At 40.2% G+C, this 21,478-nt stretch carries 22 protein-coding genes; 12 read left to right on the plus strand and 10 right to left on the minus strand.

The genetic code is table 11. From position 1 onward, the window contains the following. Positions 1 to 4 precede the first annotated feature (4 nt). Together MB09_RS13115 and MB09_RS13120 are read left to right on the plus strand one after the other, a co-directional pair. Complete coding sequence (locus MB09_RS13115; protein WP_045081372.1) at positions 5 to 2,866, plus strand: sensor histidine kinase; 2,862 nt, start codon at positions 5 to 7, stop codon at positions 2,864 to 2,866. Further along, complete coding sequence (locus tag MB09_RS13120; RefSeq protein ID WP_045081373.1) at positions 2,866 to 3,519, plus strand: response regulator; 654 nt, start codon at positions 2,866 to 2,868, stop codon at positions 3,517 to 3,519. Before MB09_RS13115 ends, MB09_RS13120 begins: the two co-directional genes overlap by 1 nt. A 2-nt stretch (positions 3,520 to 3,521) precedes the next feature. Here MB09_RS13120 and MB09_RS13125 read toward each other — a convergent pair whose 3' ends face one another. From MB09_RS13125 to panC, 4 genes are all read right to left on the minus strand, one after another. Further along, entirely contained in the window at positions 3,522 to 4,670 is a 1,149-nt protein-coding gene (locus tag MB09_RS13125) for an alpha/beta hydrolase (RefSeq protein ID WP_045081374.1), read from the minus strand. A 78-nt stretch (positions 4,671 to 4,748) separates the two neighbouring features. Then, complete coding sequence (locus MB09_RS13130) at positions 4,749 to 5,720, minus strand: lysylphosphatidylglycerol synthase transmembrane domain-containing protein (RefSeq protein WP_045081375.1); 972 nt, start codon at positions 5,718 to 5,720, stop codon at positions 4,749 to 4,751. Position 5,721: 1 nt separating this feature from the next. After that, positions 5,722 to 6,072, minus strand: coding sequence for an aspartate 1-decarboxylase (gene panD / locus MB09_RS13135; protein WP_045081376.1), 351 nt, complete (start codon positions 6,070 to 6,072; stop codon positions 5,722 to 5,724). Between the two features lie 12 nt (positions 6,073 to 6,084). Continuing rightward, complete coding sequence (panC, locus tag MB09_RS13140) at positions 6,085 to 6,930, minus strand: pantoate--beta-alanine ligase (protein WP_045081377.1); 846 nt, start codon at positions 6,928 to 6,930, stop codon at positions 6,085 to 6,087. 129 nt (positions 6,931 to 7,059) lie between these two features. Between panC and MB09_RS13145 the strand changes: the two genes are divergently transcribed. The 4 genes from MB09_RS13145 to MB09_RS13160 all read left to right on the plus strand — a co-directional run bounded on the left by MB09_RS13145 (position 7,060) and on the right by MB09_RS13160 (position 12,050). Then, a complete protein-coding gene (locus tag MB09_RS13145; protein ID WP_045081378.1) occupies positions 7,060 to 7,869 on the plus strand; it encodes a glycogen/starch synthase in 810 nt (269 codons plus the stop codon). Positions 7,870 to 8,045: 176 nt separating this feature from the next. Then, entirely contained in the window at positions 8,046 to 9,590 is a 1,545-nt protein-coding gene (locus MB09_RS13150; protein WP_052671398.1) for a DUF4270 domain-containing protein, read from the plus strand. Positions 9,591 to 9,599: 9 nt separating this feature from the next. Further along, positions 9,600 to 11,447: a glutamine--fructose-6-phosphate transaminase (isomerizing) gene (glmS, locus tag MB09_RS13155; protein ID WP_045081379.1), complete on the plus strand. Its 1,848-nt coding sequence runs from the start codon at positions 9,600 to 9,602 to the stop codon at positions 11,445 to 11,447. Positions 11,448 to 11,474: 27 nt separating this feature from the next. Beyond that, positions 11,475 to 12,050: a hypothetical protein gene (locus tag MB09_RS13160; RefSeq protein ID WP_165586710.1), complete on the plus strand. Its 576-nt coding sequence runs from the start codon at positions 11,475 to 11,477 to the stop codon at positions 12,048 to 12,050. A 116-nt stretch (positions 12,051 to 12,166) separates the two neighbouring features. Here the strand turns inward: MB09_RS13160 and MB09_RS16220 are convergent, their stop codons facing one another. After that, the gene (locus MB09_RS16220; protein ID WP_165586711.1) at positions 12,167 to 12,343 is read right to left on the minus strand and encodes a hypothetical protein; all 177 of its coding nucleotides are present in this window, start codon (positions 12,341 to 12,343) and stop codon (positions 12,167 to 12,169) included. Between the two features lie 138 nt (positions 12,344 to 12,481). Between MB09_RS16220 and MB09_RS13165 the strand changes: the two genes are divergently transcribed. The 4 genes from MB09_RS13165 (at position 12,482) to MB09_RS13180 (ending at position 16,252) form a co-directional block, all read left to right on the plus strand. Then, a complete protein-coding gene (locus MB09_RS13165; protein ID WP_045081381.1) occupies positions 12,482 to 13,198 on the plus strand; it encodes a sulfotransferase-like domain-containing protein in 717 nt (238 codons plus the stop codon). Between the two features lie 57 nt (positions 13,199 to 13,255). Further along, complete coding sequence (locus MB09_RS13170) at positions 13,256 to 14,152, plus strand: aminotransferase class IV (RefSeq protein ID WP_045081382.1); 897 nt, start codon at positions 13,256 to 13,258, stop codon at positions 14,150 to 14,152. Between the two features lie 242 nt (positions 14,153 to 14,394). Continuing rightward, positions 14,395 to 15,900, plus strand: coding sequence for a F0F1 ATP synthase subunit beta (gene atpD, locus MB09_RS13175; RefSeq protein ID WP_045081383.1), 1,506 nt, complete (start codon positions 14,395 to 14,397; stop codon positions 15,898 to 15,900). A gap of 76 nt (positions 15,901 to 15,976) precedes the next feature. Then, complete coding sequence (locus MB09_RS13180) at positions 15,977 to 16,252, plus strand: FoF1 ATP synthase subunit delta/epsilon (RefSeq protein WP_045081384.1); 276 nt, start codon at positions 15,977 to 15,979, stop codon at positions 16,250 to 16,252. Between the two features lie 94 nt (positions 16,253 to 16,346). Here MB09_RS13180 and MB09_RS13185 read toward each other — a convergent pair whose 3' ends face one another. Together MB09_RS13185 and MB09_RS13190 are read right to left on the minus strand one after the other, a co-directional pair. Next, the gene (locus MB09_RS13185; protein WP_045081385.1) at positions 16,347 to 16,655 is read right to left on the minus strand and encodes a type II toxin-antitoxin system RelE/ParE family toxin; all 309 of its coding nucleotides are present in this window, start codon (positions 16,653 to 16,655) and stop codon (positions 16,347 to 16,349) included. Next, positions 16,648 to 16,884 (minus strand): type II toxin-antitoxin system ParD family antitoxin, encoded by a 237-nt coding sequence (locus MB09_RS13190; RefSeq protein ID WP_045081386.1) that lies wholly within the window; start codon positions 16,882 to 16,884, stop codon positions 16,648 to 16,650. The genes MB09_RS13185 and MB09_RS13190 overlap by 8 nt, the downstream gene beginning before the upstream one ends. Before the next feature lie 162 nt (positions 16,885 to 17,046). Between MB09_RS13190 and MB09_RS13195 the strand changes: the two genes are divergently transcribed. Beyond that, a complete protein-coding gene (locus tag MB09_RS13195; protein ID WP_407637648.1) occupies positions 17,047 to 17,901 on the plus strand; it encodes a cupin-like domain-containing protein in 855 nt (284 codons plus the stop codon). Positions 17,902 to 17,939: 38 nt separating this feature from the next. After that, entirely contained in the window at positions 17,940 to 18,458 is a 519-nt protein-coding gene (locus MB09_RS13200) for a DUF6646 family protein (protein ID WP_407637649.1), read from the plus strand. Between the two features lie 66 nt (positions 18,459 to 18,524). Here MB09_RS13200 and MB09_RS13205 read toward each other — a convergent pair whose 3' ends face one another. From MB09_RS13205 to MB09_RS13215, 3 genes are all read right to left on the minus strand, one after another. Beyond that, on the minus strand, positions 18,525 to 19,001 hold the full coding sequence (locus MB09_RS13205; protein WP_045081389.1) for a regulatory protein RecX: 477 nt from the start codon (positions 18,999 to 19,001) through the stop codon (positions 18,525 to 18,527). Positions 19,002 to 19,209: 208 nt separating this feature from the next. Continuing rightward, positions 19,210 to 20,754: an Rne/Rng family ribonuclease gene (locus MB09_RS13210; protein WP_045081390.1), complete on the minus strand. Its 1,545-nt coding sequence runs from the start codon at positions 20,752 to 20,754 to the stop codon at positions 19,210 to 19,212. 354 nt (positions 20,755 to 21,108) lie between these two features. Then, positions 21,109 to 21,399, minus strand: a complete 291-nt coding sequence (locus MB09_RS13215) for an HU family DNA-binding protein (RefSeq protein ID WP_014782104.1) — start codon at positions 21,397 to 21,399, stop codon at positions 21,109 to 21,111. Positions 21,400 to 21,478: the final 79 nt, after the last annotated feature.

Genomic DNA, 21,478 nt, shown 5'->3' on the forward strand with positions numbered 1-21,478 from the left:
CTAAATGAAATGCTTCTTTGCCACATTATTTTTTTTGTGCGTTTGTTCTTTTTCGGTTACTGCCCAACGCTATCAATTTAAAAAATATAAAACGGAGGAAGGGCTGGTCAACAATGAAACTTTCGCCATAATACAAGATAGCCAGAACAGAATTTGGGTTAGCACCACGGGGGGAATAAGTTGCTTCAATGGAAGGACATTCAAGAATTATACTACGGAAGATGGGCTCGCGTCCAATATTGTTTTCAGTCTTTTTGAGGATTCCAGAGAGCGTATTTGGGCCGGAACACTGGATAACGGAGTTAGTATTATTGAAAACGGCAACATCACAAACCCGGCAGGAATAGATTTTGATCTGTTGGGTAGTATCACCCATATTCTGGAAGGAAGGGATGGAACAGTCTATCTCATTTTTGTAAAAGGAGTAGCCACTTACAAAAACGGAAAACTAGACTATTTAATTAAGGACAGTCCAGAAAATCCTATTTCAGGGCTCCAACAAGCGGCTTGGTACAATAGCAATACACTCTTTATAGCTTCTTCAAGACGTGGAATCTTTAAACTTACCTTAAATCCTTTAAAGCTTGAGAACATTTACAACGAGAGTGACGGTGTGAATAACATTTGTTATTCGGTTTTGGTGGATGCAGAAAAAAACATTTGGGTAGGCGCTTATGGCGAATTATATAAAATTTATAACGGGGAACTAACCAAATACAGATTTAAGGAGGAAGATTTTGATAAAAACCGGGTGTATGGGATTTTGGCAAATAGTGAAGGCGAACTGTATTTAACTTTGGAAGGAAACGGTTTTGGAATTTTCAATAAACAAACGGGCGATTTAAAAATCATTAATGAGGCCCAAGGCCTGCCGACTCCTTATCTCTATAGGATGATAAAGGATACAGAGGGCAATTACTGGATGACCAGCTATGGGGAAGGAATTATCCGATTTCGGGATAATGCCTTTAAAATTTATGATGAAACCCAAGGGCTCCTTTCGGTAAATGATGTAGCGGAATGGGACGGCAACTTGATAATAGCCACAAATGAAGGGGCGAAGATTTTGGAAAACAGCGAACATATTCGTCCTATGGGGGAGGCCGTTCCTATAAAGAATCTGTTTGTCACTCCTGAAGAAAACCTGCTTTATACTACCAATACGGCAGTTTTTGAATTTTCCAAAACAGGCGTCAGTCCCAAACTTATTGATGAAGGATACTATAATTTATTGTTTAGGCAAGAGGATAAAACATTTCTATTTGGCACCGATAAAATAAAAGTGGTGGCCCCGGATTCTACCTACTTTATAAATTCACATAGATCCATAGCAATACAGCCCATTGCGGACCGGTTCATTTTGTGCAAAATAAGTGGCCTCTTTCAAATGGATGACTCAAAAATAGACACCATTCCCGGGCTACATCCAAAATCACATAATGATTTCAGAAGCCTGGATGCCATAAACAAAAACGAAGTGCTGGCGGGCAGCGAGAAGAAACTCTACCACATAAAACTTGTGAACAATGAATTTAAGGTAAAGACCTTTGATATGAAACGATTTCCATCGCTTACCCAGTTTCGGGCGTTGAAGGTTGATGGCAACAATCTTTGGTTGGCAGGGCGAGATATGCTTCTGAAGGTTAATCTTAAGCTTTTACTCGAGAAAGATACCATCATTGCCAAAAAATTCAGTACCGTGGCCCATTTTCTGGAAAATGATATTGACTTCAATTCGCTCATAATCCGGAATGACAAATCCATTTTTGTAACCTCATTAAGCGGAATTTTAGCTTTTAACGAAAAGGAGTACCTTCCTAACACACAGCCTCCGAAGTTGGGAATCTCTGAAATCCTTTTGTTTTCGGAACCTTTGGATGATAGTCTTTACAAAACTGAAACAGGAACCGTACTTCCCTATCAAAAAAACTATTTGAGTTTTTCTATGGAAGCCATAACGTTCACCAATCCTGAAAACGTAAAATATCAATACAGAATGAAGGGCCTTCGTGATGGTGACGCATGGTCGCAACCCACCAAAGACCCCAATGTGGTCTTTTCTTACCTGCCTCCGGGCGAATACACTTTTGAATTTATTGCGGATAATGGGGATGGGGTATGGCAGGACCAACCTTATCGATATTCGTTTGTGATAACCGTTCCGTTTTGGAAAACTTGGTTCTTTTGGGTCTCACTTTTATCGATTGCTTCCGTTAGCATATTCATTTTTTATTATTATAAAACCAAGGCGGAAAAGAAAAGAAATGAAGCCTATACCCACAATTTGATAAAAGCCCAGGAAGCGGAGCGCACGCGCGTAGCCCGCGAACTTCACGACAGCGTGGGGCAGAAATTGATGCTTCTTACCAAAAAAACAAAAACCAATGGTAATCTGGAAATGGAATCGTTGGCAAACAATACCTTGCAAGAACTGCGTGCCATTTCAAGGGGTCTGCATCCCGCGATCTTGGAACGCCTGGGTCCTACTGCCGCTATCCGAAATATGGTGGATGAGGTAGATTCCAATACCGATATTTTCTTTACCCATGAAATTGATGACATAGATGCTTTGTTAAGCAGGGAAGCATCCTTACATTTGTATAGAATTATTCAGGAAGTGTTGAACAATATGGTGAAACATGCCGATGCCAAAGCCGCTTCCGTAATAATAGAAAAGAAAGAAAGCACCATTGAAACCACGATTGCCGATAACGGAAAAGGTTTTGAAATGTCCGAGAAAATAAAATCCGGCACTAGCCTTGGAATGAAAACCCTCTTGGAGCGTGCAAAAATTTTGCACTCAAAGATTGATATAAAGAGCCAACCCAATAAAGGCACCACCATAACACTAACCATCCCTATATAATGTTTGATAAAAAAGACATTTCCATTGTTATTGCGGATGACCATCCTATGATCCTTAAAGGATTGCACGATGAGCTGAAGGCACACAATTATAATGTTTTGGGACAGGCCGCCAATGGCATGCAGGCATTGGAGCTTATTTTAACGCACAATCCCACCCTTGCATTATTAGATATTGATATGCCTCTCCTCACTGGTTTTGAGGTCATAAAAATGGCCAAGCAAAAAAAGGTGGATACTAAATTTATAATATTATCCTTCCACAAAGAAAATGATTATCTCATTCAGGCAAAGGCCCTTCAAATCAATGGTTATCTTTTAAAGGAAGACTCGTTTCTCGAAATTGAAAATTGTATTGAAAGTGTAATGAACGGTGAAATATGCTTTAGCAGTTCGTTCGCAGCTTCATCATTGGCGACGGTTTCCGAAGAAATGAAACGCATCAAACTATTAACCCCTTCAGAAAAAACCATTTTAAAATTGGTAGCAGAACAAACCAGTAGTAGTGAAATTGCCGAAAAACTTTTCATATCAATCCGAACCGTGGAAAAGCACAGAAGTAACATCATCATGAAATTGGAAATTGAGAACACCACCTCAAACGCCCTGACCAACTGGGCATATTTGCACAAAAACCTGATTATGGAACTTTAGGCTTAATAGCCAAAGTCGGTTTTAATCTTATCTGCACGGTCCAGTAACTTATCAATGGTTATAAAATCCACCTCTTCTTTATCGTAGGCGCCTTGAAAGATTTTCATCGCTTTTTTTGGTTCGCCCGTTTCTTCGTAGTAACGCCCCAAATAATAATCGCCCAGCACCGTGTCTGGGTACTGTTTTTTGGCAAGAGTTGCTATTTCACGCAAGGATTCCCATTGTTTTCGTTTTTCTGAAGCGGTCGCCGTGGCTATAAAATCATTCACACGGATATTATTTGTTATCCCGAAAAGGTCCTCGATCACCTTATATTTATCCAGCAAATACTGGCTAATAGGCGTATCCATTTTCAACAATACCTCAGAAAATTCCTTTTTGCTGATGGGTCTATAGACCGAAAATATCTTTTCCAGCGCATTCGGAATGCCACGTCCGCCAAGGGAGTAATGCGTCGCGCCCTCAAAATTGTCGTAATAATAATTAAAAGACTTACTCTTTAGCCCGCTCAGTTGACTATTAAGATCTTCGGAAGCCTCCATCAGCCCTTTAATGTCATCGGTGCCCGTAGCCAAATAATAAAAAAGTTTGCCTGGTATTTGGGGAATCCGCTCCACCAGTCGCTCTTCCATCATTGGAGCCATATCCGGACTTAGGTTAATGTAACCATTTAGCAGCGGTGGATCCTTGAACAAATAGTAGTTCAAAAAGTTCGCGGTAAAATCATGGCCCACACCTATAATGAATTTTGCGGTGCGATATTTTTTGTCAATGTATGGAATCAGTTCCAGACCGATAAATTCAAAAAACTGTGCGCCCTTATCGCTGGGCATAAAGGTATTGTCGTCATATGAGCAGTCTTCATAGCGCGAATTGCCCTGCATTACGCCCACCACAATAGATTCGGGCATATCTTCCCAATAGCTGAAATAATCTACATTTCCAGCCACGGGCTCAAAAAGATAATCGGCATCCAGCACCAAGACAATCGGATATTTCTTCTCAATATTGGCGTCATAATTTCTTGGAAGCTGAATCTTCAACCTTCGCGACTCGCCGAGTCTGGTAGAATTGAACTCTTCGTAAATGGTTTGGGAAAAGGAAGCGAAATTAATGAATACGCAGATAGCGAAAAGTAGGTGTTTCTTCATTGGTAGATTTTTTTAGCTGCGGAAAGATAACAAATTTTGAATTTGTGGTTTTTTCCAAAGAAAAATAAATCAGAAAAATTACAACTTTAAACGTTTTCTGTTGTAAAGCGGCAGTAATAGCAAAGAAAGCACGCCAAAGAAAACAATGGAAGAAATGTTTGAAATCCAAACTATCCACCCAAAAGCAACACCCACAGTTTTGGCAACGCCGAACACGGTTAAAATTCCAGCGACGGCAGCGGGATAAGTTCCGAAGCCACTATTTGTAAAAGCAAAGGTGAAACTTCCCACTACGAATGTAATTATTATCGTGCCAAAAGAGATATGGGTAGTATCGGGCAGGGCGTGCAACGCGGTATAAAACGAAAGTAAATAAAGGCCCCAAATTATCACGGTGTGCACGAGAAAAGCGGCTTTCCGTCGCATTTTCAAAATGCTGAAAATCCCTTCCTTTAAACCGATCACAAAATTTTTCAGCTTCTTGTTGATGTTTGATTTTGAAAATTTTATGTAAAGTGGAATACTTATTCCAACGAAAACAATTCCAAAAATAATTACATATAAAAGGGATGGTGGAATGCTTTGAACAACGTATTCATATAAAACATCAAACTTTATTGCCAGTGCCAAAACCGTGAAAAAGAGAAGGAAAATTAGATCGACCACCCTTTCAGAAATTATAGTGCCGAAGCCCTTTTGAAAAGGAACTCCTTCATATTTATCCAAGATAATACCTCGAGATACCTCGCCGCTTTTCGGAATAAAAATATTCATCAAATAAGCCACCGAGATTGCCATAAAATTATTGGCCAATTTGGTTTTATAGCCTAAAGGCTCCAGCATAAAACTCCAGCGATACGATCTAGAGAGGTGGCTCAATACGCTCAATGCCACTGAGAGCAATACAAAGCCATAATCGGCATCGGCAAAATATTTTTTCGTTTCCTCCAACTGCTGCGGCGTGAAGGATTGATAGATATACCAAATCAGGAAAACTCCCAATCCCAACGGAATTGCAATCTGCAAAAATTTTGAAAGGGAGCGGCTCAATTTAGCGGAGTAGGTTTGTTTCCTCGTTTGGGAAAACCAAGGCAGGTTTAAAGGCTTTTGCCTCTTCCACTTCCATCAAAGCGTATGTGATAAGTATAAGCACATCGCCAGGAGCAACGCGTCTGGCGGCGGCACCGTTTAGGGTTATTTCGCCACTTTTGCGTGGGCCGGGAATGGCATAGGTTTCAAGGCGTTCGCCGTTGTTGTTGTTTACTATTTGGACTTTTTCGCCTTCAATAATGTTGGCGGCATCCATTAAATCTTCGTCAATAGTGATGCTACCGATGTAATTTAGATCGGCGCCGGTAACTTTTACCCTATGGATTTTAGATTTTACTACGTGTATTTGCATGGTGCAAAGGTATTAATTTAAAGGCATATTGTCTATTAGCCGAACATCGCCCGCAAATGCCGCGATAAAAGCCCTGTATTTTGAGTCTTTGTTTTTTCGGATTGCGGTTTTGAGCGTTTTTTCGTTGGCTATTTCAAAATATTCCAATTTCAAATTCGGGTTTTGCAAAAACCGTTCCGTAACCAATGCGTTCAACCCTACAAGGGATGTAGAACTGAATTTTTCCCGAACTTCCTTTAATGTTTTATAAATTGTTGATGCTTCCTCAAATTGCTTTGCGTTTAGTCGCTTGTTTCGCGAACTCATTGCAAGTCCATTCGCTTCACGTAAAATGGGACAACCCACAATTTCTACGGGAAGTTTTTCAAGTGCGACCAATTTTTTAACAATCTGCAATTGCTGGAAATCCTTTTCACCGAAATATGCCGTGTCAGGTTTCACGATCTTTAAGAGCTTACTGACAATGGTCCCCACTCCGTCAAAATGTCCTTTCCGGTGCTTGCCCTCCATTTCGTTCTCAAGATTTCCAAAATTGTATTTTTTTGCCGCAACCGTACCATCATACAGATCTGAAACCTCTGGTAAATACACAATTACTTCTCCTTTTAACTTATTTAAAAGAGAAATATCCTCTTCGGGTGTTCGGGGGTATTTTTCAAGATCTACCGTATTGTTGAATTGGGTGGGATTTACGAAAATACTCACCACAACCACCGTATTTTCACTTAAAGCCCTCTCAACCAAAGATATATGCCCCTCGTGCAGCGCTCCCATTGTTGGAACAAAACCTATTTTGTCGTTTTTTGATACGGAAGACAAGGTTTGCACCAAGGTTTCTTTCTGGGTATGTATCACCATAAATTTGCGTTAAGAGCGGGCAAAATTAATATATTAAAGACAATCTACATAAATTTTCGTAATTTTGCGTGTTTTTAAGCGCCTCGAGACATTGGGGCCCATTGCACTAATTCCTAAAAAACCCAATAGATGAAAGATAAAAGAGTCTTGTATGTGTCTTCCGAAGTTATACCCTATCTTCCCGAGACCGAGATTTCTTCAATGTCGTTTGAAGCTCCGCGAATGATCAACAACAATGGCGGCCAAATTAGAATCTTCATGCCACGCTATGGCAATATTAACGAAAGAAGGCACCAACTGCACGAAGTAATACGCCTTTCTGGAATGAACCTGGTAATAAATGATCTCGATATGCCCCTTATAATAAAGGTGGCCTCTATCCCCAAGGAGCGCATCCAGGTTTATTTTATTGATAATGAAGATTATTTTAAAAGAAAAGCTACTTATGCCGATGAAGACGGCAATTTTTATAAAGACAATGATGAACGCGCCATTTTCTTTGCCAAGGGAGTCATTGAAACCGTGAAAAAATTGAACTGGGCGCCAGATATTATTCACGTGCACGGTTGGCTGGCTTCTTTTTTGCCCTTGTACCTGCGGAATTACTACGGAAACGAACCTTTGTTCGAAAACAGTAAAATTGTTACCTCGGTGTACAATCAAGGTTTTGAAGGAACGTTAGCTAAAAACACTATAGATAAAGTAAGGTTTGACGCTATAGATGATGGAGCAATCACGGAACTTGAGGAACCCAATTATGTAAACCTGATGAAAATAGCCGTCAAGAATTCTGATGCCGTAATTATCGGTTCGGCCGAAATACCTAAGGAGCTCGAGGATTTCATTAACACTTTGGATAAACCCGTGTTAAAATATCATAATATGGAAAATTTTTCCCAAGCATATTTAGATTTTTACAGCGCGAAAGTTCTAAAATAAATTCTTCAAAAATCTGTTGAAATATTCGCGGAACATTTCACTCCTAAAATAATTAATATAAAGTGATTAAAAGCCCTCCACCAAATATCATTCAAAAAAAGGATGCATAATCTCGAGGCTTCATTACTTTGCAGATTGCAGTCAAAATATACTGCATTATCAAATATGTTATCTCTATGAAAATAAAAAATTTGTTGCCCGTTGCAGGTGCTATTTTCTTTTTAATAATTGCATTCTCTTCTTGCCAAGAGGATATTTCAACAATAGGCTCTGAAGTATTGGGAGAGGAAACCCCCAATGGTATCCTCGATGAATCGCAAACCGTAATTTCGTATAGCCGAAAACTCGGTCCCGTACAAAGCAACAGGCTGCCGGCATATCAATTTGGGGTTTATAATGATCCCGTTTATGGTAAATCTACGGTAAATCTTTTGTCGCAGCTTACCCTTTCTTCAAACGATCCAAAATTTGGAGAAAACCCGAAAGTGGATAGCGTGTTTGTGTATCTGCCCTATTTCAGTACCGGCACTACCGTAGATAGCGTTACCACTTATGAACTGGATTCCATCTATGGCAGTTCGCCCATTAATGTTTCCGTATTTGAATCAAAATACTTTTTAAGGGAATATGATCCAAACACAGGATTTGAGGAATTTCAAAATTATTATACCAATCAAGGCGAAACCTTTGAAGACTTTTTGGGTGAGCAATTGGGGAGCGTAGAGAATTTCATTCCTACCAGAAATGGCTATGTTATTTATGATGGGGAGGACAGGGAAGAACAAATTGCACCAGGCCTACGGATAAAGCTTGATACCACCTTCTTTAGAACGAATATTATCGAAAAGGAAGGAAGTCCAGAATTGCGCAATAGCAATAACTTTAAAAACTTCTTAAGAGGGCTTTACTTTAAGGTAAATTCCTCCACGGACGATGGCAGTTTATTCATCTTTGATGCAAAAAAAGCTTATGTATCCATCTTTTACAGTTATGATAGCGAAACCGACGCTGGACAACGTGAGGATAAAGTGTATAAGTTAAACTTTAATGGGGGTATCAGCGTCAACACCTTTACCAACCAACTGCCCGGTCCGATACAGACAGCACTCGAGAATCCGAATATACAAACCGGTGAAGAAAACCTTTACCTTAGAGGGGGCGATGGAATTATATCGGTGGTGGAGCTTTTTGGAAAGGACAATGACAATAATGGCGTTGCGGACGAACTCCAAACACTTCGCGATAAAAAATGGCTTATCAATGAAGCAAACCTCATTTTTTATGTGAATCAGGATTTAATGATAGGCGGAGCTACCGAACCAGAAAGAATATTGATTTATGACCTGAAGAACAGTAATGTTTTGGCAGATTACAATCTGGACCCGACAAATGGTCTTGAACCTGTAAATGCCTTGGCAAACCATTTCGGGAAGTTGCAGAGAGGAAGCGATGGCAATGGTGAATACTACAAGCTGAAAATAACCGCCCACGTGAGTAATTTGATAAACAAGGATAGTACAAACGTACCTTTAGGAATTGTAGTTTCGCAAAATGTATTGACCAGAACAACGCAAAAACTCCAAAATCCTATGGAGCCCAATATTAAAGAAGTTCCATCAAGTATGGTAGTTTCACCCGAGGGCACCATTTTGTACGGTAATGCTACCTCTAATCAAGACAAAAGACTCAAGCTCCAAATTTATTATACTGAACCAAATTAAAACCTAGTTATGTGTGGAATTGTAGGCTATATCGGCAAAAGAGAAGCATATCCCATTATCCTCAACGGTCTGAAACGTTTAGAATATCGAGGATATGACAGTGCGGGAATTGCCCTTTTCGATGGTACTGATATTCAACTTTGCAAAACAAAAGGTAAGGTTGCAGATCTTGAGGCAAAGGCAGGACGCGAAATTACCTTAAAAGGAAATCTCGGCATTGGCCACACCCGTTGGGCAACCCATGGAGTTCCCAACGATGTGAATAGCCACCCTCACTATTCCAACAGCGGCGATCTGGTAATTATCCACAATGGTATTATTGAGAATTACGATTCCCTTAAAAAGGAATTGAAAAAAAGAGGATACACTTTCACCTCAGATACCGATACCGAAGTATTGGTAAATCTTATTGAGGATATTCAGATAAACGAAAAAGTAAAACTGGGAAAGGCTGTCCAAATTGCGTTAAACCAAGTGGTAGGCGCTTATGCCATCGCGCTTTTCGATAGAAAAAAACCAGATGAAATTGTAGTTGCCAAATTAGGAAGTCCTTTGGCAATCGGTATTGGCGAAGACGAATTTTTTGTGGCAAGCGATGCTTCGCCTTTTATTGAATTCACAAATAACGCCATCTATCTTGAGGATGAAGAAATGGCAATAATACGTCTGGGCCGCGATGTAAAAGTGAGAAAAATTAAGGGCGATAAATTGGTTGCGCCTTACGTACAAGAACTCCAGCTGAACCTTGAACAGATTGAAAAAGGCGGCTACGACCATTTTATGCTAAAAGAAATCCACGAACAACCCGCGGTGATTAAGGACACCTATCGCGGCCGATTGCTGGCGGAAAAGGGCATCGTTAGGCTTGGCGGACTTGAGGATTACATAGAAAAGTTCATCAATGCGGATCGTATTGTCATCGTGGCTTGTGGAACGTCTTGGCATGCGGGATTAGTGGCTGAATATATTTTTGAGGATTTGGTGCGCATACCCGTAGAGGTAGAATACGCTTCCGAATTCCGGTACAGAAACCCAATAATTTCAGAAAACGATGTTGTCATCGCCATTTCACAAAGTGGGGAAACCGCAGATACCCTTGCCGCAATAAAACTTGCAAAGTCAAAGGGCGCATTTGTTTATGGAATTTGTAATGTAGTCGGCTCTACCATTTCCAGGGAAACACATAGCGGTACCTATACGCACGCCGGACCAGAGATTGGGGTTGCGTCAACTAAGGCGTTTACTACGCAGATTACCGTTTTGGCAATGATTGCGCTTCGTTTGGCCAAAGCCAAGGGCACAATAAGCCAAACCGATTTTATGCTTTATTTGCGCGAATTGGAGCTTATTCCAAACCACGTAGATGAAGCCCTGAAAACTGAAGATAAAATCAAGGAAATTTCAGCCGTCTTTAAGGATGCACGCAATTTTCTTTACTTGGGAAGAGGTTACAACTTCCCGGTAGCTTTGGAAGGGGCGCTGAAACTAAAGGAAATTTCATACATACACGCAGAAGGCTACCCCGCAGCAGAAATGAAGCACGGGCCAATTGCGCTGATTGATGAACATATGCCAGTGGTAGTGATTGCCATCAAGAGCGACCACTATGATAAGGTAGTTAGCAACATTCAGGAAATCAAGGCGCGCAAAGGTAAGATTATAGCTGTAGTTTCCGAAGGCGATACCGCCGTAAGGGAAATGGCTGATTATGTAATGGAAGTGCCGCACACCCCCGAAGCTCTGTCGCCATTGGTTACCACCATTCCGCTGCAATTGCTTTCATACCACATTGCCGTAATGCTTGGCCGTAATGTGGACCAACCGCGTAATTTGGCGAAAAGTGTTACCGTGGAATAGTAATGGTTGCAAATTTCACTTTTTAAGTTGATGAAATTTCAAAGGCCATCCTTCTCTTTTCCGAAAAGTATTGTTTTAGCATTTCTGGCATTGTTCACCTTTTCCTGCATCCCGCTACAAATAGCCCCTAACATTGATGGTGCAAAAATTTATAAAGGAAAAAAATTCAAAAAACAGCTTCCGAAACAGCATGTTTACGTGTTTGAAGACCCGAAAGACACCAATGAATTTTATACTTATATCAACGCAAAGTTTGATATTGATTATGACATAGGAGGTGGAAACGTACCCATAACCATAAATAACAAAAAACATTATCTTACTTTCTACGAAGTGGAACGGAACACCAAAACCGTAAATTTGGTTCCCATTGCCGTAGATCTGGCGAACGAGAGTAAAGGCAACGAACCTGTTTTTGAAGCTATATACACCTCTCGATCCGGCTCGTGGTATATTGCTTTAACAGTTACAGATGATGCCTTCAACGACAATTTGAAAGAAACCGATCCTTCCCATAAAAGTATTTTAAGATATCTTGATAATCTTCGGCTTGAGTATCTTTCCACCGCAAATTATATGGAAATATACTTTAAGAATCATTAGCCTAAAAGACTTGGAAATTTCTGGTTAAATCTTCCCAAAGCCACTGGAAGGTTATTATTCTAGGTGTTTAACTTTTCCAAATTGGATTCCTCTTTACCCATTAGGCGTTTTAAATTTCAACATTTTTCCTTCTTTCCCTTTGCGAAATTTGCGAGAAGGGTGTGTATAACCGAATAAGCAATTAAAATCCCGAAAAACGAATATTCCACATTGTCGTGGCCTTTAAATAATATAGCCGTACTAAGCAAGAACGCGGCCCAGATAAGTGCGTTTATTAAAATAATTTTCTTCATTTCCTAAAATATTTATTGGAATGGCTTGATTATAAACTTTCGGTTGGTGCCAAATTGTTCGTTGCCATTCTATAGCTTATATGTAAATCTTTTCACCAAATTGTTACAAAATTCTTTTCAGTAGTTTATTTTTAAGCTATGAAAGTCATCAACCTCATCTCCGGTCCCCGAAATCTTTCAACGGCGCTAATGTACTCTTTCGCACAACGTGAGGATATGACGGTTTTGGACGAACCTTTTTACGGCTATTACCTTCAAAATGCTTCCTTGGAAATCGAGCATCCCTCCCAAAAGGAAATCCTTCAAACGATGGAACTGAACGAAGAAAAAGTAATTGAAAACATCAATTCACTTCGAAAGCAGAAAAATGTTTTCGTAAAAGGAATGGCGCACCATTATTTGACCGATTCGCCAAATTTTATTTTGAATTGGGAAAATGTGATTCTAATTAGACATCCAAAAAAACTGATTGCCTCTTTTTCAAAAGTAATCCATACGCCTACCCTAAATGACATCGGCATCAAAAAAGCTTCGGAACTATTTTTATTTCTGAAGAAAAACGGAAAAACACCCATTGTGATTGACAGCGATGAACTCTTGAAAAATCCAAGAAACTATCTGAAAAAACTCTGCAATTTATTGGAAATACCTTTTTCGGAAAAAATGCTTCGATGGAAAAAAGGCGGCATTCCCGAAGACGGCGTTTGGGCGAAACATTGGTATAAAAATGTGCACAATTCCGAAGGTTTCGCTGTGCAAAAAAGCAGCTCACAACCTTTGCCAAATCATTTGGAACCGTTGCTGGAAGAGGCTTTGCCTTATTACGAAATTTTAAAAAGCAATATTTTAATTTAAAACATAAACCACCTTCAACGCATAACCCTTAACACTTAACTCTCAACTTCAAAAAAAATGCTTCAAAAATCCAATCCCAAAAACGACAACATCCAAGTATTTATAAAAGACAAACTCTATCCCCGCAGTGAAGCAAAAGTTTCGGTTTTCGACAGCTCCGTTCAAGGCGGCGATGCCGTTTGGGAAGGCTTACGCGTATATCCCGAAGGCGTAGTCTGCTTAGACAAACACTTGACCCGTTTGCAAGAATCCGCAAAAACACTGGCGTTTGTGGATATTCCTTCCAAGAAATTCATCAAAAAAGCAATAAAACAAACCCTCGACGCCAACGGCATGAATGACGATACGCACATCCGCCTGACGTTGACCCGGGGCGAAAAAATAACCAGTGGCATGGACCCGCGGCTCAACCAAAGCGGTTCCTGTTTAATCGTTTTGGCAGAATGGAAACCGTTGGTTTATGATAACGATCACGGCATAAAAGTAATAAGCACCAGCCAACGCCGAAACTCGCCTCAGTTTTTGGACAGTAAAATACATCATAATAATTTGCTCAATAATATTATCGCAAAAATACAGGCAAACGTTGCCGGAAAAGACGCCGGATTGATGCTGGACGACCGCGGCTTTATAGCGGAACTTAACGGCAGCAACCTTTTTATGGTGAAAAATGAAAAGGTTGTTACGCCTTTTGCACACGCCTGTCTTCCCGGAATAACACGGAATTCAGTTATAGAAATGTGTAAAAAGCACGATATTGAAATTTCCGAAGCAGATATTACCCTATCCCAATTCTACAATGCCGACGGCGTTTTCGCAACGGGAACGATGGGCGAGCTTACCCCCGTTGTTGAAATTGATGGACGCAGCATTTCCAAAGATGATTCACTTCAGAAAAAAATAATTTCACTTTTCAAAAAAGAGGTTCGTGGATTATGTGAGAAGCTCGATTAACTTTGACAAAGTTTAAAACTTTGTCAAAGATGATTTCACGAAGGAAACTAAAGAATAGTGCGTAAAGCTTGGATTTTACAAGACCTGACAGGTTTTTGAAACCTGTTGGGTCTTTCCAGCATAGTCCCCAAATTTTTTAAACATTTCCATTGCAAATTTCATTCAGAAAAAACTATCTTTGCACCGTTCAAAACAGGGGTGGTTTTTTTGCCCTTAGATAACTAAAAAATAAACAGTTACTCATGTCACAAAGTACAGGAAAAGTTGCACAGATTATTGGCCCGGTAGTTGACGTTGCGTTTGATAGCGGATCGGAACTTCCAAAAATATACGACTCGTTGGAAGTAAATAACAACGGAAACCTTTTGGTTCTTGAAGTTCAATCTCACATTGGTGAAAGCATGGTTCGTACCATATCAATGGATTCTACTGACGGTTTAAGCCGTGGTGTAGACGCTGTTGCAACTGGAGCACCTATCCAAATGCCAATTGGGGATGCTGTTTACGGTCGTCTATTCAACGTAATTGGCGATGCAATTGACGGTATTGGAAACTTGCCAAAAGCTGGCGATGCTGGTCTTCCAATTCACCGTGAGGCTCCAAAATTTGAAGATCTTTCAACTTCTACCGAAGTTCTTTTCACAGGTATTAAAGTAATCGACCTTATTGAGCCTTACGCAAAAGGAGGTAAAATTGGTCTTTTCGGTGGTGCTGGTGTAGGTAAAACGGTACTTATTCAAGAGTTGATTAACAATATTGCGAAAGGCCACGGAGGTCTTTCTGTATTCGCAGGTGTAGGAGAACGTACTCGTGAGGGTAATGACTTGCTTCGCGAAATGCTTGAATCCGGTATTATTAAATACGGCGACGATTTTATGCACTCTATGGAAAATGGTGGATGGGATCTTTCAAAAGTAGATAAAACTGCAATGAAAGAATCTAAAGCTACTTTCGTATTCGGACAGATGAACGAGCCACCCGGAGCACGTGCACGTGTTGCGCTTTCAGGTTTGACTATTGCTGAGTACTTCCGTGATGGAGCTGGCGAAGGTCAAGGGAAAGACGTTCTTTTCTTCGTAGATAATATTTTCCGTTTTACGCAAGCGGGTTCTGAGGTTTCTGCACTTCTTGGGCGTATGCCTTCTGCGGTGGGTTACCAGCCAACTTTGGCAACAGAGATGGGGGCGATGCAGGAACGTATTACTTCAACTAAAAGAGGTTCTATTACATCTGTACAGGCGGTTTACGTACCTGCAGATGACCTTACGGATCCAGCGCCGGCAACAACGTTTGCCCACTTGGATGCTACAACCGTACTTTCACGTAAAATTGCCGAGCTTGGTATTTATCCTGCGGTGGATCCATTGGATTCTACCTCTCGAATTCTTACCGAATCAATCCTCGGAAAAGAGCACTACGCTTGCGCACAAAGAGTAAAGGAGCTTTTACAGCGTTATAAGGAATTACAGGATATCATCGCGATTCTCGGGATGGAAGAACTTTCCGAAGACGATAAACTGGCAGTAGGCCGCGCGCGTCGTGTACAGCGTTTCCTTTCACAGCCGTTCCACGTGGCGGAGCAGTTTACAGGTATTCCTGGAGTCTTGGTAGATATTAAGGAAACCATTAAAGGTTTCAATATGATTATGGATGGCGAACTGGATCATCTTCCAGAAGCAGCCTTCAACCTGAAAGGAACCATTGAGGAAGCCATCGCCGCTGGTGAGAAAATGCTTGCGGAAGCTTAATTAGATATTAGACTTGAGACATGGGATATTAGATATTTTCTCACGTCTCATATCTCACATCTCAATACTAAAAAATATGTACTTAGAAATAGTAACCCCCGAAGCATCCTTAGTTGCCGGTGAAGTAGAAAGCGTAACCGTTCCTGGCGTGGATGGCGAATTCCAAATGCTGAACAACCACGCTCCTATTGTTTCCGTTTTGCAGGCAGGGAAAGTGAAATTTAAAGGAAATCCAACCATTGCAGAAGGTTTTCAAAAGAAATTCACTCAAGAGGACGGAAAATGGGTACTGCAAATTTCTGGCGGCACTGTTGAATGTAACAACAATCGTGTGATGGTTTTGGCAGATTAGGCTGAAGCCAGTTCCAAAAAATTAAATCCCAAATTCCATTGCGAGCATTATGCGGCAATCTGGAGTTTGGGATTTTTGTTTTCGTAAAGGGTCTTTATTCAAAATAATCCTTTACGTTTTGACTTTGGTGCAAAACCCTGATAATTAGAATGGCATTTTTAGTAACTGAATAAAATACGAGATGTGAGCCGAAAGGGATACTTCGTATATTATGGCCAATATCATCTCTCAAAATTCCTTCAAATGGGAAAGTAGTCAATTGCTCAAAAAGTGATTCTAACCCAAGAAAATATTCAAGCGCTTGATCTAGTCCAAACCGACCTTCACCATAATCGAATATTTCATCAATATCAATTTTTGCATCGTAGGTAAGGGAATACAAATCTTTGCGTGAATCAGCCATTTATATTGTATTTCCGTTTCTTTTCCTCTAAAATATCTTTCATAGAATACGGGCTAATCCCACTATCAATACCTTTTTGTATTTCTTTACGCAGGTTTTCAAGCTTTTGATGGTTTATTTCATGAAGGCGCAACGCTTCCCGTACCACTTCGCTGGCATTCATATAATCGCCGGACGCTACCTTGTCATCAATATATTTTCGTTGTTTTTCTGTTAAGCTTACATTCATGATTTCCTGTTTTTAAATATATCCAAATGTACGATTTATGTCTAAAATTGACAAATATGGACATTCGAAATAAAGTCACCTAGATTAATTTTACTTAAAGTTATATTAACATCAGGCTTAAAATCTATACAGGATTTGTAAATTTGAAGGTCGAAAATAATTATGCAGCTACAACAAATAGACAGGGTAAAAACCATTACCAAGGAAGACTTTCTACAAAACTATTTTAAGCCCCAAAAACCTGTTGTTATTGAACGGTTTATTGAGGACTGGCCTGCATATACCAAATGGAATTTGGATTATATGGCCGATGTTGCGGGCGATAAAATGGTACCACTCTACGACAACCGCCCAGTGAGCCACAAGGATGGTTTCAACGAACCGCACGCAAGGATGAAAATGCGGGAGTATGTGGAATTACTTAAAAAAGAACCCACCAAATACCGCATCTTTCTGTGGAATATTTTAAAGGAAGTGCCTCAACTTCAAAAGGATTTCAAATATCCCGATTTTGGATTGAAATTGATGAAAGGCCTGCCCATGCTTTTCTTTGGAGGAAAGGATTCCTATACATTTATGCATTACGATATCGATCTGGCAAACATCTTCCATTTCCATTTCCAAGGTAAAAAGGAAGTGATTCTTTTTGACCAAAAGCAAAACGATTACCTCTATAAAATCCCGCATTCACTAATTACCAGGGAAGACATAGATTTCCACGACCCCGATTATGAAAAATGGCCTGCGCTGAAAAAAGCCAAAGGCTATATTGCCAACTTGGAGCACGGCAACGTTCTCTATATGCCCGAAGGCTACTGGCACTATATGCGCTACATAACTCCAGGGTTTTCCATGAGCCTGCGCGCCATACCACGAAACCCCAAAAACTTGGCAAAAGCGGTTTACAACATTGCCTTTATGCGCTATTTTGACCAATTGATGCGAAAGCTGAAAGGCCAAAAATGGATTGATTGGAAAAACGAACAAGCCATCGTTCGCACTCATAAAGCGTTATAATTACTGAAGAAATCACTACCTTTCCTTTAAATTTTTTGATGATGAAGTTATTTTCAACCATTTTCGCACTTCTTATCGTCCAACTCACCTTTGCGCAGGCCTATTCAGGTACGGGCGATGTGAAATTTCAGTTGGGCGCCAATTTTCAAAACAACGGTACCGGAATTATGGGCAGTTTGGATTTTGGCGTGGGTGAGAACATTTCCCTGGGCATTGCATCCGCTTATCTTTTAGGGATTGATAAAGTAAGCGATTTGGACGGCAATGAAAAACCCTTTGCGGAATTTAAAGACCGTTTCGATTTCCGGGGTCGCTTCAATGCAAACCTGGGCAATGTTATAAATGTGGACCCGAATTTTGATGTGTATCCCGGACTTTACGTGAGTTTAAAAAACTTTGGTGGGCATTTGGGCGCGCGGTATTTCTTCACCAGCGGTTTTGGGGTTTTTACGGAGTTTAGCGCCCCCTTTGCAAAATTTAACACAGATACCTTAACCCCTGCTGAAAAGCTTCACAACCAATTCGCCGTAAATTTGGGGGCTTCGTTCAATATTTAAATTTTTGCTATTTACAATTTTTATTGCCGCTGGGGCAAATTTTCAACTCGTGCCCAAGCAAAATTCTTATTTAGAAATCTCTCCAACCTTCCCATAAACCAACTCCGGCTCCCACCCGCGATAAAAAAGATAATCCGCCAGTTTTTTCCGCCTTTTTTGAAGGTCCTTTTCCAAAGCCAATTGCCGCAAACGCTTTTCCGCAAGGGCTTCAAAGGTTTTGTAGTATTCGGAATCGGGTATCTCCTTTAGGGCGATCTGAATATTGTATTTTGAGATTTCGCGCCGCTTCAATTCGTTTACAATTCTGCTTCTTCCCCATTGCTTCGTTCTGAACTTTCCACGTGCAAAGGCCTGTGCAAAGCGGGTTTCATTTAAAAAATTGTGCCGCAGTAAATGATCAATTATTTGATCTACCGCTTCAGGGATCATCCGCATTTCATACAGTTTTTGATGCACTTCCTTATGGCAACGCTCTTGGTATGCGCAGTAGCGCTCCATTCGCTTGGTAGCTTCATCAACGGTGTATGTTTTGTGGGTGTTCAATTCTTTAAAAAATAGTTCGTTACTCCTATGTGTGCTTTGTGTTTTCTTGGTGCGCTATGTGGTAAAATTAACCACAAAGGACGCAAAGTTTTTCACAAAGAGCACAAAGAAAATTTTATAATTGGGACAAAAGTTGCGAAACTATCTCAGTAAAAAGACTGGGCACAAAAAAACCCCTTCCGAAGTAAGTCTTCAAAAGGGGTTTTGGTTATTTTATCAATTCACCATCTTTATCGTGAAAGTGATATTCAAGATACGTATATGCATCCCGAGGCTGGATTTTTACCCATTTCTTGTGCTCCAAAAACCATTTGGTGCGCACACTTGGGAAACCTTTGGTTAAAAAGGCCGCTATAAAAGGATGCGTGTTTAAAGTTATCTTTTTATAGTCTTTTTTAAAGAGACGTTTTACCTCTTCGTTTATTCTATTTACAACAATGATGGGCGCTTCAATTTCTCCATCAATAACGTTGCTGGGATCTTCCTCGCGCGTTTTGATGTTCATCTCAGGCCTAACGCGTTGGCGGGTTATCTGTATCAACCCAAATTTGCTCGGCGGGAGAATTTTATGCTTTGCCCTATCGTCCTTCATTTCTTCGCGAAGGTGGTTGTAGAGTTGTTTGCGGTGATTGGCATTTGCCAAATCAATAAAATCTACTACAATAATTCCTCCCATATCGCGCAACCTTAGCTGTCTTGCCACCTCGGTGGCTGCAATCAAATTCACCTCCAGCGCTGTGCCTTCCTGCGTTTTCTGCTTGTTGCTTCGATTACCGCTGTTCACGTCTATTACGTGCATGGCTTCGGTATGTTCTATTACCAGATAAGCACCTTTGCTGCCTGATACTGTTTTTCCGAAGGAAGTTTTGATCTGTCTTTCTATTCCGAATTTCTCAAACATCGGAACATTGCTGTCATAAAACTTTACGATATTTTCTTTTTTCGGTGCAATTTCCTGCACATAATCTTTTATTTGCAAGTAAAGGGTTTCATCGTCAATATGTATTGCGGAGAATGAATCGTTAAACATATCGCGGATGATGGATGCTCCCCTGTTTAGCTCGCTCAGCACTTTTGAAGGGTGGTGCGCCCCTTGTAGCTTCTTACACATCGCCGTCCAGCGATCCATAAGGTTCTGTAAATCTTTGTCCAGTTCTGCTACTTTTTTGCCCTCGGCAACGGTTCTGATAATTACGCCAAATCCTTTTGGTTTTATGCTTGTTATCAAGCGTTTTAACCTGTCTTTTTCTTCATTGCTCTCTATTTTTTGTGAAACGGAGACGCGATCTGAAAACGGGACCAGTACAATATATCTTCCGGCTATGGAAAGCTCGGAACTTATACGTGGCCCTTTGGTGGAAATGGGTTCTTTTACAATTTGAACCAATATGGATTGATTGCTCTTTAAGGCATCGTTTAGGTTGCCGTGCTTATCAATCTCTTTTTCGAATGGAAAATTATTTAAGGTATAATCCTTTAACTTACCGGAGCTCACGCTTTTCACAAATTTCAATTGCGAAAGTACTTTTGGCCCGAGATCGTGATAGTGTAAAAAACCATCTTTCTCATAGCCCACGTTTACAAAGGCGGCGTTTAAGCCAGGGACCGTTTTACGTATTTTGGCAAGAAATATGTCGCCAACCGTAAAATTGTTGTCCTCTTCCTCTTTGTGGAGCTCTATAAGCTTTCCATCCTTTAAAAGGGCAAAATCAACTTCTTGTGAACCGGACCTAATAAATAATTCGTAGTTCACGTTACATTAATTTTGTTGCCCCGAATTCACTTCGGGACTAATTAAACAATATTTTTCACAGATTTATATAAAATCCGGCGAAACTGCACCCAAACCAAAAGCCGGTTGCTGCAATCTCATTTTCAAAGAACGATTTTTCGTTTGATTTATTCGGAAATAGCGCCAAAAAGGCAAAATTTCCAAAACACTTTTAAAACAGAAAAAGTAGTTTAGAAACTACTTTTTCTTTTTGTGGCGGTTAGCGCGACGACGCTTTTTACGCTTGTGGGTCGCTACCTTATGTCTTTTTCTTTTTTTACCACTTGGCATACTAAAGTCTTTTTTAATGCTCCACCAAAGTGGAACGGGTTAGAATTATTTTACGTCCACGTTGGTCTTTACACCCTCAACAAAAACTTTTGCTGGTTTAAAGGCCGGAATATTGTGAGCTGGTATTTTGATTGTTGTGTTTTTTGAAATATTTCTTCCAGTTTTTTCAGCTCTTGTTTTGATGATAAAACTTCCAAAACCTCTTAAATACACGTTGTCTCCACCCTCCAAAGAATTCTTGACTTCTTCCATAAAGGTTTCAACTGTAGCTTGTACTTCATTCTTTTCCATTCCTAGCTTTTCTGAAATCTTCGCTACGATATCTGCTTTCGTCATTACTTATTAATTTTAATTATTATTCTTTTACTAGATTTTTTTTAGAGACCGCAAATATACATATTTTAAAATCAATAAT

This window comes from Aequorivita vladivostokensis (genome assembly GCF_000952855.1).
In the GTDB taxonomy this organism is placed as follows: Bacteria; Bacteroidota; Bacteroidia; order Flavobacteriales; family Flavobacteriaceae; genus Aequorivita; species Aequorivita vladivostokensis.

Coding starts and splice junctions, on each gene's coding strand:
- MB09_RS13115 (WP_045081372.1), top strand. CDS start 5: ATGAAATGCTTCTTTGCCACATTATTTTTTTTGTGCGTTTGTTCTTTT.
- MB09_RS13120 (WP_045081373.1), top strand. CDS start 2,866: ATGTTTGATAAAAAAGACATTTCCATTGTTATTGCGGATGACCATCCT.
- MB09_RS13125 (WP_045081374.1), bottom strand. CDS start 4,670: ATGAAGAAACACCTACTTTTCGCTATCTGCGTATTCATTAATTTCGCT.
- panD (WP_045081376.1), bottom strand. CDS start 6,072: ATGCAAATACACGTAGTAAAATCTAAAATCCATAGGGTAAAAGTTACC.
- panC (WP_045081377.1), bottom strand. CDS start 6,930: ATGGTGATACATACCCAGAAAGAAACCTTGGTGCAAACCTTGTCTTCC.
- MB09_RS13145 (WP_045081378.1), top strand. CDS start 7,060: ATGAAAGATAAAAGAGTCTTGTATGTGTCTTCCGAAGTTATACCCTAT.
- MB09_RS13150 (WP_052671398.1), top strand. CDS start 8,046: ATGAAAATAAAAAATTTGTTGCCCGTTGCAGGTGCTATTTTCTTTTTA.
- glmS (WP_045081379.1), top strand. CDS start 9,600: ATGTGTGGAATTGTAGGCTATATCGGCAAAAGAGAAGCATATCCCATT.
- MB09_RS16220 (WP_165586711.1), bottom strand. CDS start 12,343: ATGAAGAAAATTATTTTAATAAACGCACTTATCTGGGCCGCGTTCTTG.
- MB09_RS13165 (WP_045081381.1), top strand. CDS start 12,482: ATGAAAGTCATCAACCTCATCTCCGGTCCCCGAAATCTTTCAACGGCG.
- MB09_RS13170 (WP_045081382.1), top strand. CDS start 13,256: ATGCTTCAAAAATCCAATCCCAAAAACGACAACATCCAAGTATTTATA.
- atpD (WP_045081383.1), top strand. CDS start 14,395: ATGTCACAAAGTACAGGAAAAGTTGCACAGATTATTGGCCCGGTAGTT.
- MB09_RS13180 (WP_045081384.1), top strand. CDS start 15,977: ATGTACTTAGAAATAGTAACCCCCGAAGCATCCTTAGTTGCCGGTGAA.
- MB09_RS13185 (WP_045081385.1), bottom strand. CDS start 16,655: ATGGCTGATTCACGCAAAGATTTGTATTCCCTTACCTACGATGCAAAA.
- MB09_RS13190 (WP_045081386.1), bottom strand. CDS start 16,884: ATGAATGTAAGCTTAACAGAAAAACAACGAAAATATATTGATGACAAG.
- MB09_RS13195 (WP_407637648.1), top strand. CDS start 17,047: ATGCAGCTACAACAAATAGACAGGGTAAAAACCATTACCAAGGAAGAC.
- MB09_RS13200 (WP_407637649.1), top strand. CDS start 17,940: ATGATGAAGTTATTTTCAACCATTTTCGCACTTCTTATCGTCCAACTC.
- MB09_RS13215 (WP_014782104.1), bottom strand. CDS start 21,399: ATGACGAAAGCAGATATCGTAGCGAAGATTTCAGAAAAGCTAGGAATG.